Here is a 12503-nt window from a genome sequence, read left to right on the forward strand (position 1 = left end):
CCCTTAAAATCGCTTTTAAATTCTCAGCTACAAATTATGCGAAAGGCCGAAACTGTTCAAGCCGCCTATCGGCGAGCAGGAAATAGTGACGGCTTCGACGCGCATCCCAATAATGATTGGCGATTTAGCGCGCCGCCTTCTTCTCGCGCCGCCAGCCAAGAAACTCTTCCAGAATGATTAGCGCCGCTCCGATGGTGATAAACGTGTCGGCGAGATTGAAGACCGCAAACGACCATGTCGGCAGGTGGAAAAGGATATAATCGACCACATAGCCATGCATCACGCGATCAATCAGATTGCCGATGGCACCACCCACGACAAGCGCAAAACCATAGCGGGCGAAGACGCGATTGGCCGGATTGGTCCACCAGAGGTACAGCACGAAAAGAATAACGGCAGCGGTGATTGCGACCAGTCCCCAATCGTGCAGCCATGCCAACATCGAAAAAGCGATGCCTTCATTATGCGTGCGGAAGAGTGCCAGGAAGGGCAACAGATCAATCTGCTGCCCGTAGCCCATGCGGGTTTCGACCAGATATTTAACGCCCTGATCGATCAGGACTGCGATAATGACAACGAGAAACGACGACAAAACCGCATGACGCTTCATCCGCTGGACCTTTCATCGAGAGTGAGTGCCTCGCGGCGGATTTCATAAAGCATGACACCGGTGGCAATCGCCAGATTAAGCGAATCTGCGCGGCCTGCCTGCGGGATGCGTGCGAGCTTGTCGCAGCTTTCAGCAAGCGTTTCCGGCAGACCCTGCTGCTCATTGCCCATCATCAGAATAACCGGCTTTTTGGCGTAAGGGATCGTGCGATAGTCGACAGCGCCTTTGAGATGCGTGCCAACGAGAAGACCCGAAAAGCCTTTGCGCCAGTTCAGAAACTCGGTTTCCGTTGTCTTATAGAGCGGCATCGAGAACACCGAGCCCATGGTGGCGCGCACGGTTTCCAGCGAATAAGGATCGGTGGTGTCGCCAATCAGGATGATGCCCTTGGCACCAACTGCATCGGCGGTGCGGATAACAGTGCCGAGATTGCCGGGATCACGCACACGATCAAGCGCTATGTAAACATCGTTGCCTTTTGGCTTGAGGTTTGCAAGCTGCTGATATTGCTGCTCGAAAACACCGACTACCATCTGCGGATTATCGCGGCGGGTGATCGCAGCCATGATCTTTTCGGTCACTTCCAGCACCAGTCCGCCCTTGGCGAAAGTGCGTGCTGCAACCTGCTCGACCATCTTGTTGCCTTTACCGGATTTGGCAAAGACCAGCGTCTTGATGCGCCAATCCTGTTCAAAGGCATCGATGACAAGCTTCAGGCCTTCTGCCAGAAACACGCCCTGCTGATCGCGGAACTTCTTCAGCGCCAGCGAGCGCAGATCTTTAACAATCGGATTGGTGAGGCTGGTGACTTCTTTCACCTGGCCCACGCGTGATCCGGTCTGATGATTGCCGCTTCTGGAGAAATCGTCGTTTCGGCTCATTTTGCTACCCAGCGGCTGAACATGGATGTGGAAAGTGCGCGTTGGCTCGCACGTTCGCGAAGAATAAGTTCGCCCGATTCGACTGTTCCGCCAAGACCGGTGAAACGGTCGCGCACCAGCTCGTGAATGGCGAAGAAGGAAGCGCGGATCGAATAGGCGGTCAGAATGACGGCCAGCGCGTTTGGCGTGAGAATGGAACGACAGGTATCGACCATTGCAGGCAGATGTTCGAACAACTGCCAGACTTCGCCGTTCGGACCACGACCATAGGCTGGCGGATCAAGCAGGATGATGTCGTAGAAGCTGCCGCGGCGTTCTTCGCGCTGCACAAACTTCATAGCATCTTCGCAAATCCAGCGGATCGGCTTGTCGGAAAGATCGGCCATCTCCTGATTTTCGCGTGCCCAGACGATCGCCTTTTTGGAAGCGTCAACATGGGTGACTTCGGCACCTGCGCGTGCTGCAACGAGCGATGCAACGCCGGTATAACCAAACAGATTGAGCACTTTCACCGTGCGGCCCGACTTGGCGGCATCGCGGATCAGATTGTCCATGTAGGACCAGTGCGCGGCCTGTTCCGGGAATACGCCAACATGGCGGAATGACGTGAAGCGGCCATGAAACGATATGCCGTCATGCCGCATAGGCCATGTTTCACCCAGAGTTTCACCAAGCGGCAGTTTCGGGAATGCCCAGCGTCCCATGCCTTCTTCATCGGTGTTGCCGGTAAAGACGGCATCGGCCTTGTCCCATTCGCTTTTCGGCAGGCTTGGGAGCCAGATCGCCTGACCTTCCGGGCGCACAATGCGATAAGGACCATACTGCTCAAGCTTGAGGCCATCACCGCTGTCGAGCAATGCATAATCGTTGGACGGTTCTGTTTCGAGGATGACGGGTGCGCGTTCACCCGGGCGCTCGCCCTGATAAGCTTTGATCTCGCGCTGAGGCGCTGCGATGTGCTTTTCTTCAGCAGGCTTTGGTGTGGCTTTTGCAAATTGCGGACGCGGCTTCTTGAAGAACGAAGCCTTGTTGTCCGGCTTGCTCTCATGTTTGGCAGCCGAGCGCGGTTCGTCGTGCTTTGCGCGACCAAAACCGCGCTGCTCTTTACCGCCCGTTGGCTTTTTGCCTTTTCCTTTTGGCGCCTTCACCCGAAACTCCGTGATTTATTTTGGGTTTAGGTAGGGCAAATGACGCCAGAACGAAAGTGAAAAAGAAAAACGGTCGCTATCAGACGTTGGAAACCGTGTTGGCCACATGGCGCTTTTCAGCAGATTCCGCACGTTCCAGAAGCTGTGAGGCTTCTTTTTTGTAGCGTCGCTCGCGACGGCGATGCTTGCCCTGCGTAAGCCAGGTGACGGCAGCGCCGATCAAAGCACCGAGGATAAGCGCACCAAACAGCCAGATAAACAACGGAGCCTGATAGGTCAGTGCTGGATTTCCGGGGTTGAACGGATCAATTGTCAGGCCAATCGTTTCGCGATTGGCCACCGAAAGGGCGATCAGAATGACCGCCAACGGCACCAGAATAACAATCGTTATGACGCGCTTTGCCACCATGATGGATCAGATGGCGCCGTTGAGGCGGTCACGCAGTTCCTTGCCAGTCTTGAAGAATGGCACCCACTTTTCTTCAACATCCACCGTATCGCCGGTACGTGGATTGCGGCCGCTGCGGGCCGGGCGATTTTTTACCGAGAAAGCGCCAAAGCCGCGCAATTCGACGCGGTTGCCATCAGCAAGGGCATTGGTGATCTCTTCAAAAACCGCGCCGACGATGTTTTCGACATCGCGCTGGAAAAGATGCGGATTACGGCTGGCGATAACCTGAACGAGTTCCGATTTGATCACGGCTTTAAACCCCTGTGTTTCTCTTGTCCGGTGAAAGGACTCATTTATTTGCCGGAGTGACACCCGGCGTTCCGTCAACGTGCCAAACCGAAAGAAGTCCGTCAAGGAAGATACGGTCTTTGGCAATTTCCTTTAACATACCATTGGCTTCCTGTGGCACGCCTAGTAGGCGCGCACCGGCATGAATTATCAGATCACGCAGCGAAAAACCGGTGTCATTGCTGACTGCTTTCCATTCAAGCTTGGGCAAATCCTTGGATACGCCCTTGCTGGTGAGCCACGCAACAGCCTCTTCCTCGCCGCCAAGTCCGTCAATCAGCTTCTTGTCCAGTGCCTGACGGCCGGTAAAGACCGCGCCATTGGCCAGAGCCAGCGCTTCCTCATGCGTGAAAGAGCGGCGTTCCTGAACAATTCCGACAAACCAGTCATAAGAATCCATGATCATATTGCGGATCATGTTTTTGGCTTCATCGCTTGCAGGGCTGAAATAATTCGGTTCTGCTTTGAGCGGCGAGGATTTGATTGTCTCGACTTTCACGCCAATTGTATCGAGAAGCTTGGAAAGGTCGGGATATTGGAACAGCACGCCGATTGACCCGACGATGGAGGTCTGGCGCGCAATAATGTGGTCGGACGCGCTGGCAATCATATAGCCAGCCGATGCTGCGAGCGTGCCAACCTGCGTTACAACAGGCTTCTTCTTGGCGATTTTGCGTACGGCTTCATAGATTGATTCGCCGCCAACGGTGGTGCCGCCCGGTGAATCGAGAATAAGGATCACACCTTTGACTGCATCGTCATCGGCAATCTTGTTGAGGCGCTTGATAAGCTCTTCATTCTCAAAAATCGTGCCTTCGATGCGAACCTTTGCAACGTGAGGGGTCGCAAAATTCGGGCCGCGCATGGAGTAGGACGCAATGGCGGCAATGAGTACTGCCAGCAGAAGCAGAAAGGCGATACGCCATACGGTCAGCTTTCTACGCAGCTTGCGTCTTTCGATCAGTGCCTCGGCGTCCTGAGCCATACTCATCCATCCATAATTCAAGCGAAGTGCTGTCGATGTTTTTACTATCTATGTCCCGCAATAGGCAAAGCGACAAGGTCTATCAATAATTTTGTCGCAAGGAGTTTGCTCGCCGGAGAGCGCTGCTGTAATATAAGCTTATTATATGTTAACAATGAAGTGATCGGCTTTTTACCATTGTTAAGAGGCCTGTAAACGCCAGTTTTGCTGCAGTTCCGCAATGTTCATGTCATTTTTGCATGGCAGGTGCGGTGTTTTGTGCCGTGTATTAGTCTTGAGTGACAGGCTAATGCACCCCAAATAAACCGTATTGATCTAAGATAGCATCGGGTGAAAAATTCATTCTCGATGTTTCTGTAAACAGTTGAGCAATAAAGCGGCACTAAAAGCTGCGTTAACAGATTGAGTAATCGAAAAAGACCATGAGCGCCGACACACCACATATTCATGTTTCGCAGGGAGCTGCCACAACAGCACCGAGTGGCGGTGGCATGCATTTTGGAGCGTCTGAAAAGGCAGCTTCGCTGTTTAAGGCTGCCCAGCGTCATTCGATCCGCGTACGCGTGCTCAAAACCGCTCTGCCGGTTGCGGCCATTGCGCTTGCAGCTGTTTTCTCCTGGTACACGTTTCTCGCAACGCCTGCCGCGCCTGTGAAGGTGGAAGTGAACAATGGCGGGGAGAGCGGCAAGCTCGTCATGAGCAATCCACAGCTCAACGGTTATACCAAGGATAATCGTCCTTATTCCATGATTGCGGCCAAGGCCATTCAGGATGCCAAGAATAGCGGCGCAATCGCGCTGGAAGGCATTTCTGCGGAGTTGCCGGTGGGCGATAATGGCAATGCAAAAGTCGAAGCTGCTTCTGGCGTTTACGATAATGCGAACGGTCGTTTGCAACTTGATAAGGATTTTACTGTTACGACAAATGAAGGCCTGCATGCTGTCATGCGATCCGCTGATGTTAATCTCAAAAGCGGTCAGGTGACGACAGACAAGCCGGTTGAAATTCGTAATGGTAGTACGCAGATCAGTGCCGACACCATGCAGATCAAAGAGAGCGGCAAAGTCGTGATCTTTGAAAACAAGGTGCGTGTTGTCATTGACGGCGGTGCAGTTTCGGGCAACAACACGCCTTAAAGTATGTCGCGGAAAAGTGGGAACCGGTTTTCCGTCAGGGCGTGTTGAAGGCAAAGATTTAAAGAGTCTGCGCTTAGCAGATATCGTTTAACGCAGGTTTCTGCGGGTTCTGGTTTCTTTTCTGCGCAGTCAGATATTTCTATCTGGCTGCGTTAAGTTTAAGATCGGGGCTGATTAATTATAGCTTGAGGTGCTGGCCTGAAAGGTTGATACGCTTTTAGGACAGGTTTATGCGTCGAGCAGGGATTTGATACGCTCGGCCTGATTCCAGGGAATGGGATTTGTAGGGGAGCTCGAGAATGATGGAACGCGAGACCGGCAACATGAACAAGAGCATGAAGACCCGCACATTGCGGATGGGATTTGCAGCTTTGGCGCTGGGCCTTGTTGTTGCGCCGGTTTCTGCTCTGGCTCAGGAAGGCCAGCAGGTGCCGTTTGGCAGCCTCCAGCTTTCCGGCGGCAAGAGCCCGATCAAGATCGATGCTGACAAGCTCGAAATGCTCGACAAGGAAGGCAAAGCCATTTTTACCGGCAATGTTTCGGTGGTTCAGGGCGACGCACTTCTGAAGTCCGGCAAAATGATCGTCTTCTATAACAAAGACTCGCAAGGCCAAGGTGGCCAGCCAGCTGGCGGTACCGCTGGTCTGAGCGGTTCAGGCATTGATCGTCTTGAAATCAGCGGCAAGGTTTACCTCAAGTCCGGCACGCAGGTCGCCACTGGCGACACTGGTACTTATGACGGCAAGAGCCAGGTCATGGTGCTTCAGGGCCAGAAAGTCGTGCTGACCGATGGCGACAATGTTGCGACCGGTTGCAAGCTGACGGCCAATATGGGTACGGGCAAGGCTTTCCTGGAAAGCTGCAAGGGCCAGAGCAAGGGTCGTGTATCGATCATCATGGCTCCCAAGGATCAACAGCAGGGCGGTGGCGCGCCCAAGTCCAATTAACCGGAGCGCGCGTGGGATTGTTCTGGAACAAGAAAGCCGACGAGCAGCAGGCCATTTCTGAAAATGCAGCCGCTACTGAGGGTGCGGATGGTGTGATGCCATCTCAGCCTGGCAAGACGACGCGTCTCAAAGGGACGCTGGTCGCTCGTGGACTTTGCAAGAGCTATCGCGGGCGACAGGTCGTCAACGGTGTGTCTTTTGGCGTACGTGCAGGTGAAGCGGTTGGCATTCTCGGCCCTAACGGTGCCGGTAAGACCACATGCTTCTATATGGTGACGGGTCTTGTCCCGGCTGATGCTGGTGCCATTGAAATCGACGGTTACGATGTGACGTCGATGCCGATGTATCGCCGTTCGCGTCTTGGGATTGGCTATCTACCGCAGGAAGCCTCGATTTTCCGTGGCCTGTCGGTCGAAAACAATATCAAGGCCGTGCTGGAAGTGGTCGAGAAGGACCGCAAGAAGCGCGCGACGGAGCTCGACGCTCTGCTCGAAGAGTTTCATATTTCGCATCTGCGCAAGGCGCCTGCCATTTCCCTGTCGGGTGGTGAACGTCGTCGTCTGGAAATTGCGCGCGCCCTTGCTTCACGTCCGAATTTCATGCTGCTCGACGAACCTTTCGCTGGTGTTGACCCGATTGCGGTGTCGGACATCCAGCAGCTCGTGCGTCACCTGACCAGCCGTGGCATCGGCGTGCTCATCACGGACCACAATGTCCGTGAAACGCTTGGTCTTATTGATCGTGCTTATATTATCCATGCCGGTCAGGTGCTGACACATGGTCGTCCTGCTGAAATCGTCGCCAACCCCGACGTGCGCAGGCTCTATCTCGGCGATCAGTTCACGCTGTAAATTACAGTTCCGGTATTGTTTGCCGGAGCATATTCTCATTTTCGAGTGAAGCTTGCCGCGCTGCTTTTGCAAAGCGCGGCATTCTTGCGACTATTTTCCCCTTTTGTCCGAAAAACGCACATTCTGAATTGACAAGCAAGGTTCATACCAGTTTTGATAATTGGAACGCCTTGGTCGAAAACAATTCATATAAAGGCGACTTTGCTAGCGGCTACAGCATAATTCCTCAAACTTGAATCAGTTTGAGGTAAATTATGCTGTAAATATAAAGTGTTAGAGCGAGCTTTGCGCGCCCAAAAGGGCGAGCGGCGGTCTAACAGGCTGGCACGGGCAAAAAACGGGGAAATAAAACAACGAATGGCACTCTCGCCGAAGCTAGATTTTCGTCAATCGCAATCGCTGGTGATGACTCCGCAGTTGATGCAGTCCATCAAGTTGTTGCAGATGACGCATATCGAGCTGGAGCAGTTCATCGATCTGGAGATCGAGAAAAACCCGCTGCTGGACAGAATTGAGGCAGCGAATGATGATTTTGCAGACGCCGAACCTCCTCGGGACAGCGATGACGGAGCTTCGGCGGAAACCTCATCCGATGAAGACTGGTTCAAGACCGATACGGTTGATGACGCGCAAAATCTCTCGTCGACCTTTGACAGTTCGCTCGAAAACATCTTCCCCGATGACCCCGGTCGCAGTGACGACGCGAGCAGTACACTCGACCCGCAATGGAAAACGACCGGTGGCGAAAGCTTCGGCGCTGGCGGCAGCTACGACATTGATCAGGTCACAGCGAGCCGCCCTTCGTTAAGCACCCATGTAGCCGAACAGATCACCTTGTCTTTCGCCACTGCTGCTGATCGTTTCATCGCAACCGCACTTGCCGATGCTTTGGATGAAAGCGGTTATCTGCGTGCCGACACTTCACTGCTTGCGCAAAATCTCGGCGTTGAAACCGCCCATGTTGAGCGCGTGCTTCACGAGATGCAAAGCTTTGATCCTGCGGGGATTTTCGCGCGTGATCTGCGTGAATGCCTGGCGATCCAGCTGCGCCTCAAGGACCGGTTTGATCCGGCCATGGAGGCGCTGATCAATAATCTTGAACTGCTTGCGCGGCGAGATTTTGCAACGCTGAAAAAACTCTGCGGCGTCGATCAGGCTGATCTCCTGGATATGCTTGGCGAGATCCGGGCGCTTGATCCCAAGCCCGGCACACAGTTTGAAGTGTCGGTCGCAGATGTCATCGTTCCTGATGTACTGGTATCACGATCAAGCGACGATGGCTGGGCGATTGAACTCAACCCCGAAGCAATGCCGCGTCTGATCGTCAACAATGAATATTATGCGGAAGTCAGCACCTCGGTAAAAGCTGAGGAAAAGACATTCCTGTCCGATTGCATGCAGTCGGCCAGCTGGTTGGTACGCAGCCTCGATCAGCGCGCTCGCACGATCCTGAAAGTGACACAGGAAATAATTCGCCAGCAGGACGGCTTTCTGCGCCACGGCGTGACCCATCTCAAGCCTTTGAACCTGCGTATCGTCGCTGATGCTGTGGGGATGCATGAATCCACCATCAGCCGTGTCACCGCAAACAAATTCATGGCGACACCGCGCGGCGTGTTTGAATTGCGCTATTTCTTCACCGCTTCCATCGCTTCGTCGGAAGGTGGTGACGCGCATTCATCTGAAAGTGTGCGCCATCGTATCCGTCAGATGATTGATGCGGAGAAGCCCGATGACGTGCTGTCTGACGATGCCATCGTTGATGCCTTGAAAAAGGACGGTGTGGATATCGCGCGAAGAACAGTCGCGAAATATCGTGAATCGATGAATATTGCTTCATCAGTTCAGCGCAGACGCGAAAAGAAAGCTAGATCGTCTGCAGGTTGAAAAAGACTATCCGTAAGATTGCCGCCACGCATTACAAGAATGCCAATCTGAATTAACGTGATGAAACTGTTCTGAATTTTAGTGAATTCTAATTCGCGAAGACAGGATAATTCATTTTCGACTGGAGGGGGATGAGCAACGCGCGAGGATCGGGCTGGTAAAAGCTGCGATTGACAATTTACGTTTCAGTCAATAGAAGCCCCGCTCGCATTGCGATATGCACCCGTAAAGACCGTTAACCGGTGTCCGATTGTTTAAACGAAAGGCAAGGTAATATTTCGGGAAACGCTTCGGCGTTTTCAGCGTTACATAAGAGAACGATGTGCAGCGATCCTTCCGGCATGTGGTTGAAAACATATGACGGAAAATTATTCGACTGGCCGCGTGGATGGCAATGATCGGGAATGGGGCTTTGGCGCTTTTTCAGACTGCAGGAAACGGGGCTAAAATAAGCACAGGACGAAAAGCAGATTTGATGCTGGTTCGCTTTGCGCTTCGCTCGCCTTATGGTTAGACTACGTCCTGTTGTGTAACGCAAATGAGGTGTACCAAATGACTCTGCGTGTATCTGGAAAGCATATGGACGTCGGTGAAGCTTTCACGACCCGGATTATTGATCGGGTTAACGAAGCGGTCGGCAAATATTTTGATCATGGCTTTTCCGGGCAGGTAACGGTCACCAAGTCCGGGTCGCGATTCAGCGCGGATTGTACCTTGCATCTTGATAGCGGTGCCACTTTGCAGAGCACCGGAGATGCGCAGGATCCGCAACTGGCTTTCGATGCGGCTGCAGACAAGATTGAAACACGCTTGCGTCGTTACAAGCGCCGTTTGAAATCGCGCCCTGCGACCGCACCAAATGCGATCTATGATGATGTGGCATATCGTGTTATGGCACCGCTGCCGGAAGAAGAGGAGGACCTTCCGGTTGATTACGCACCGACTATCGTTGCGGAATCGTCTGTTGCCCTTCGCACCCTCTCGGTAGCGTCGGCGGTTGTGGAACTTGACCTGATCGAAAACCCGGTCCTGGTATTCCGCAATGCAGGCAATGATGAAGTGAATATCGTGTACCGTCGTGCGGACGGCAATATCGGCTGGGTGGACCCATCGACGGTTACCCGCCAGGCCGCTCCCCGCGCTTGACGGCAAACCTGAAGCGCACGCAGTTTTCCGCTGTCGTGCGCTTCCCTAAACCGGGCCTTCGATGGCCTGATTGAAGAAGGAACGGAGAGAATGGATCTTAGTGATCTGATTCAGCCAGGGGCGATTATCCCTGCGCTGAAAGCCAGCTCCAAAAAGCAGCTTTTGCAGATTTTGTCTGAAAAGGCCGCGGAACTGACCGGTCTCCCTGAGCGTGAAGTTTTCGAAACAATTCTCCAGCGTGAACGCCTCGGTTCGACCGGGGTTGGCAATGGCGTGGCCATTCCTCACGGCAAGCTGGCAAGCATTGACAAGATTGCAGGAATTTTTGCGCGCCTTGAAACGCCAGTGGATTTTGAAGCACTGGACGATCAGCCCGTCGATCTCGTCTTCTTGCTCCTTGCACCGGAAAATGCTGGCGCCGATCACCTGAAAGCATTGTCGCGTATTGCGCGCATGTTGCGCGATGCAGATACCGTTGCCAAGCTGCGCGGCACCCATGATGCCCAGGCACTTTATTCATTCCTGACAGCACAGCCTGCGACCAACGCTGCCTGATACTGTCCCGTTTAAACAAGCAAGGCCGCCATTCTTTAGAGAACGGCGGCCTTATGCATTTTATCCGACCGAATTTGCTTCGGAGAAAAGCCCGAAATAGCAGCGGTTTCGGTCGCGAAACTTCTTAATGCAGCATCACGGTGCGCAATTCGTGTTCATGCGCGCCCTGCAACGCGGTGGCGCGTACATCGGAAAGAACGATGGGTTCGCCGGTGGCTCCAAACAGCGCCCAGAGTTCAAGACCTGGAGCGATTGGGGGAAGGGCAGGGAAGCTGCGGGTAAGATCGTCGGAACGAATCTTGCGCACGTAAGCCAATTCACCTTCACCCAGATGAGCGAATTCATGTTCAGTGAGAATGTGTCTGTCCATGGTCTTAGCCTCCAATTTCGCAGCACATCATTTGCGATCATACTGCTTAAGAGCTTAACAATTCCATTATAGCGATTTCAGCATGAACCCAGTCTGAACCGGGATCATTCCTTCACTGCTATATTTATACGTTTGATAAGGCGTTCTGGTTCAGGTCTGTCGAGATCAATGGCAAGCAGGCCATTTTTCAGATCACAACCGACGACCCGCATCCCATCTGCCAGAACAAAGACGCGCTGAAACTGACGGGCAGCAATGCCACGGTGCAGAAACTCGCGTTCGGTATCGTCGCTCTGGCGTCCACGGATTACGAGCTGATTGTCTTCAGTCATGACCTCAAGATCGTCACTGGCGAAGCCTGCTACCGCAAGCGTAATGCGCAACCGTTCAGATCCCGTCTCGCCACGCAGACGTTCAATGTTATAGGGCGGGTAGCCGTCGCCGGATTTGGCAATCCGTTCCAGCGTCTTTTCCATTGTGTCGAAGCCCAGCAATAGAGGGCTCGAAAACGGAGTCATTCTTGTCATTGCATCAGTCCTTGGTAAGAAGCGACCGTTATGGAAAGCACCCTTTCGGCGTATCTTTCACTCAACTGATATGGCTTGTGAAAAGCCGGACTTCAAGGGCCGAAAGTGGATTCCCCTCAAAGCATCCTAAAACTGATGCCCTGGAAGCAAAAGCCGTCAACATATGTGGAAAACTGAGTGCCGATGTCAGCGTCGCGCTTCGCTTAACGCATTGCCGAAAGCCGTGGCGAAGCTCTCACGATCATCGGGATTGAGAAAACCACCGACGAGAACACTGTTCTGACGACTTTCAACATGCATCGTCGTGATGCCGATATCCGGTTTTCTGGCGACATTAAATCGTGTCCAGAACGGATGAAACAGATGGCTGGTCATTTTGCCGGAGGCTTCGTATTTTCGGATGGAGAGTTCTGACCGTGAAACGGATATTTCCTCGCGTGCCTTGGCCGCGTGGTAGTTCCAGCGAAAAGCCAGATAGATTGCCAGCACATCGAGGCCAAAAAAGCCGATGATCGGCCAAGCGCCTATTGACCAGAATAATATGCAGACAAACAGCCAGCAGCAGATCATGGCGCCCATCAACACACGAAAACCCGTTCGTCCCAATGAGCGATAAGGCGTCAGCAGAGCTTCAAAAATTGGGGTATCAAATCTGTCTGGATTTGCGCCGTCTGGATGCTGCATGCACATTTGCTCCGGGCTGCGTCAAGCTGTGAACTGT

15 protein-coding genes are annotated in these 12503 nt (G+C 53.2%); 6 read left to right on the plus strand and 9 right to left on the minus strand.

Annotated features, from left to right (window positions below; all coding sequences use genetic code 11):
* Positions 1 to 124: 124 nt before the first annotated feature.
* From KMS41_00745 to sppA, 6 genes are all read right to left on the minus strand, one after another.
* Positions 125 to 610 carry a signal peptidase II gene (locus KMS41_00745; GenBank protein ID QWK77809.1) on the minus strand — a complete coding sequence of 162 codons (486 nt, stop codon included), beginning with the start codon at positions 608 to 610 and terminating at the stop codon, positions 125 to 127.
* A complete protein-coding gene (locus KMS41_00750) occupies positions 607 to 1491 on the minus strand; it encodes an RNA methyltransferase (GenBank protein ID QWK77810.1) in 885 nt (294 codons plus the stop codon). The genes KMS41_00745 and KMS41_00750 overlap by 4 nt, the downstream gene beginning before the upstream one ends.
* Positions 1488 to 2639, minus strand: coding sequence for a class I SAM-dependent methyltransferase (locus KMS41_00755; GenBank protein QWK77811.1), 1152 nt, complete (start codon positions 2637 to 2639; stop codon positions 1488 to 1490). The genes KMS41_00750 and KMS41_00755 overlap by 4 nt, the downstream gene beginning before the upstream one ends.
* 79 nt (positions 2640 to 2718) lie before the next feature.
* Entirely contained in the window at positions 2719 to 3048 is a 330-nt protein-coding gene (locus KMS41_00760) for a LapA family protein (GenBank protein QWK77812.1), read from the minus strand.
* A gap of 6 nt (positions 3049 to 3054) precedes the next feature.
* Positions 3055 to 3339 carry an integration host factor subunit beta gene (locus KMS41_00765; protein ID QWK77813.1) on the minus strand — a complete coding sequence of 95 codons (285 nt, stop codon included), beginning with the start codon at positions 3337 to 3339 and terminating at the stop codon, positions 3055 to 3057.
* A gap of 40 nt (positions 3340 to 3379) precedes the next feature.
* Positions 3380 to 4363 (minus strand): signal peptide peptidase SppA, encoded by a 984-nt coding sequence (sppA, locus tag KMS41_00770; protein ID QWK77814.1) that lies wholly within the window; start codon positions 4361 to 4363, stop codon positions 3380 to 3382.
* Positions 4364 to 4785: 422 nt separating this feature from the next.
* On the opposite strand from sppA, the gene lptC reads away from it, so the two are divergent.
* The 6 genes from lptC (at position 4786) to ptsN (ending at position 10885) form a co-directional block, all read left to right on the plus strand.
* The gene (gene lptC / locus KMS41_00775) at positions 4786 to 5499 is read left to right on the plus strand and encodes an LPS export ABC transporter periplasmic protein LptC (protein QWK77815.1); all 714 of its coding nucleotides are present in this window, start codon (positions 4786 to 4788) and stop codon (positions 5497 to 5499) included.
* Positions 5500 to 5801: 302 nt separating this feature from the next.
* Positions 5802 to 6446 (plus strand): LPS ABC transporter substrate-binding protein LptA, encoded by a 645-nt coding sequence (locus KMS41_00780; protein ID QWK78729.1) that lies wholly within the window; start codon positions 5802 to 5804, stop codon positions 6444 to 6446.
* 11 nt (positions 6447 to 6457) lie between these two features.
* Positions 6458 to 7297 (plus strand): LPS export ABC transporter ATP-binding protein, encoded by an 840-nt coding sequence (gene lptB / locus KMS41_00785; GenBank protein ID QWK77816.1) that lies wholly within the window; start codon positions 6458 to 6460, stop codon positions 7295 to 7297.
* Between the two features lie 357 nt (positions 7298 to 7654).
* The gene (gene rpoN, locus KMS41_00790; GenBank protein QWK77817.1) at positions 7655 to 9184 is read left to right on the plus strand and encodes an RNA polymerase factor sigma-54; all 1530 of its coding nucleotides are present in this window, start codon (positions 7655 to 7657) and stop codon (positions 9182 to 9184) included.
* 552 nt (positions 9185 to 9736) lie between these two features.
* A complete protein-coding gene (raiA, locus tag KMS41_00795) occupies positions 9737 to 10330 on the plus strand; it encodes a ribosome-associated translation inhibitor RaiA (GenBank protein ID QWK77818.1) in 594 nt (197 codons plus the stop codon).
* Between the two features lie 90 nt (positions 10331 to 10420).
* The gene (gene ptsN / locus KMS41_00800) at positions 10421 to 10885 is read left to right on the plus strand and encodes a PTS IIA-like nitrogen regulatory protein PtsN (protein ID QWK77819.1); all 465 of its coding nucleotides are present in this window, start codon (positions 10421 to 10423) and stop codon (positions 10883 to 10885) included.
* A gap of 124 nt (positions 10886 to 11009) precedes the next feature.
* On the opposite strand, the gene KMS41_00805 is transcribed toward ptsN, so the two are convergent.
* From KMS41_00805 to KMS41_00815, 3 genes are all read right to left on the minus strand, one after another.
* Positions 11010 to 11255 carry a DUF1150 family protein gene (locus KMS41_00805; protein ID QWK77820.1) on the minus strand — a complete coding sequence of 82 codons (246 nt, stop codon included), beginning with the start codon at positions 11253 to 11255 and terminating at the stop codon, positions 11010 to 11012.
* 104 nt (positions 11256 to 11359) lie between these two features.
* Positions 11360 to 11782 (minus strand): Hsp20 family protein, encoded by a 423-nt coding sequence (locus tag KMS41_00810; GenBank protein ID QWK77821.1) that lies wholly within the window; start codon positions 11780 to 11782, stop codon positions 11360 to 11362.
* Positions 11783 to 11968: 186 nt separating this feature from the next.
* Positions 11969 to 12466, minus strand: coding sequence for a DUF2244 domain-containing protein (locus KMS41_00815; GenBank protein QWK77822.1), 498 nt, complete (start codon positions 12464 to 12466; stop codon positions 11969 to 11971).
* Positions 12467 to 12503: the final 37 nt, after the last annotated feature.

It is taken from the genome of Ochrobactrum sp. BTU1, assembly GCA_018798825.1.
Lineage (GTDB): Bacteria > Pseudomonadota > Alphaproteobacteria > Rhizobiales > Rhizobiaceae > Brucella.

Excerpts from the sequence above, each read along its gene's own strand:
- KMS41_00780 (QWK78729.1), top strand. The coding sequence starts at position 5,802 with ATGGAACGCGAGACCGGCAACATGAACAAGAGCATGAAGACCCGCACA.
- raiA (QWK77818.1), top strand. The coding sequence starts at position 9,737 with ATGACTCTGCGTGTATCTGGAAAGCATATGGACGTCGGTGAAGCTTTC.
- KMS41_00760 (QWK77812.1), bottom strand. The coding sequence starts at position 3,048 with ATGGTGGCAAAGCGCGTCATAACGATTGTTATTCTGGTGCCGTTGGCG.
- KMS41_00805 (QWK77820.1), bottom strand. The coding sequence starts at position 11,255 with ATGGACAGACACATTCTCACTGAACATGAATTCGCTCATCTGGGTGAA.
- KMS41_00750 (QWK77810.1), bottom strand. The coding sequence starts at position 1,491 with ATGAGCCGAAACGACGATTTCTCCAGAAGCGGCAATCATCAGACCGGA.
- KMS41_00745 (QWK77809.1), bottom strand. The coding sequence starts at position 610 with ATGAAGCGTCATGCGGTTTTGTCGTCGTTTCTCGTTGTCATTATCGCA.
- KMS41_00810 (QWK77821.1), bottom strand. The coding sequence starts at position 11,782 with ATGACAAGAATGACTCCGTTTTCGAGCCCTCTATTGCTGGGCTTCGAC.
- KMS41_00815 (QWK77822.1), bottom strand. The coding sequence starts at position 12,466 with ATGCAGCATCCAGACGGCGCAAATCCAGACAGATTTGATACCCCAATT.
- rpoN (QWK77817.1), top strand. The coding sequence starts at position 7,655 with ATGGCACTCTCGCCGAAGCTAGATTTTCGTCAATCGCAATCGCTGGTG.
- sppA (QWK77814.1), bottom strand. The coding sequence starts at position 4,363 with ATGGCTCAGGACGCCGAGGCACTGATCGAAAGACGCAAGCTGCGTAGA.
- lptC (QWK77815.1), top strand. The coding sequence starts at position 4,786 with ATGAGCGCCGACACACCACATATTCATGTTTCGCAGGGAGCTGCCACA.
- ptsN (QWK77819.1), top strand. The coding sequence starts at position 10,421 with ATGGATCTTAGTGATCTGATTCAGCCAGGGGCGATTATCCCTGCGCTG.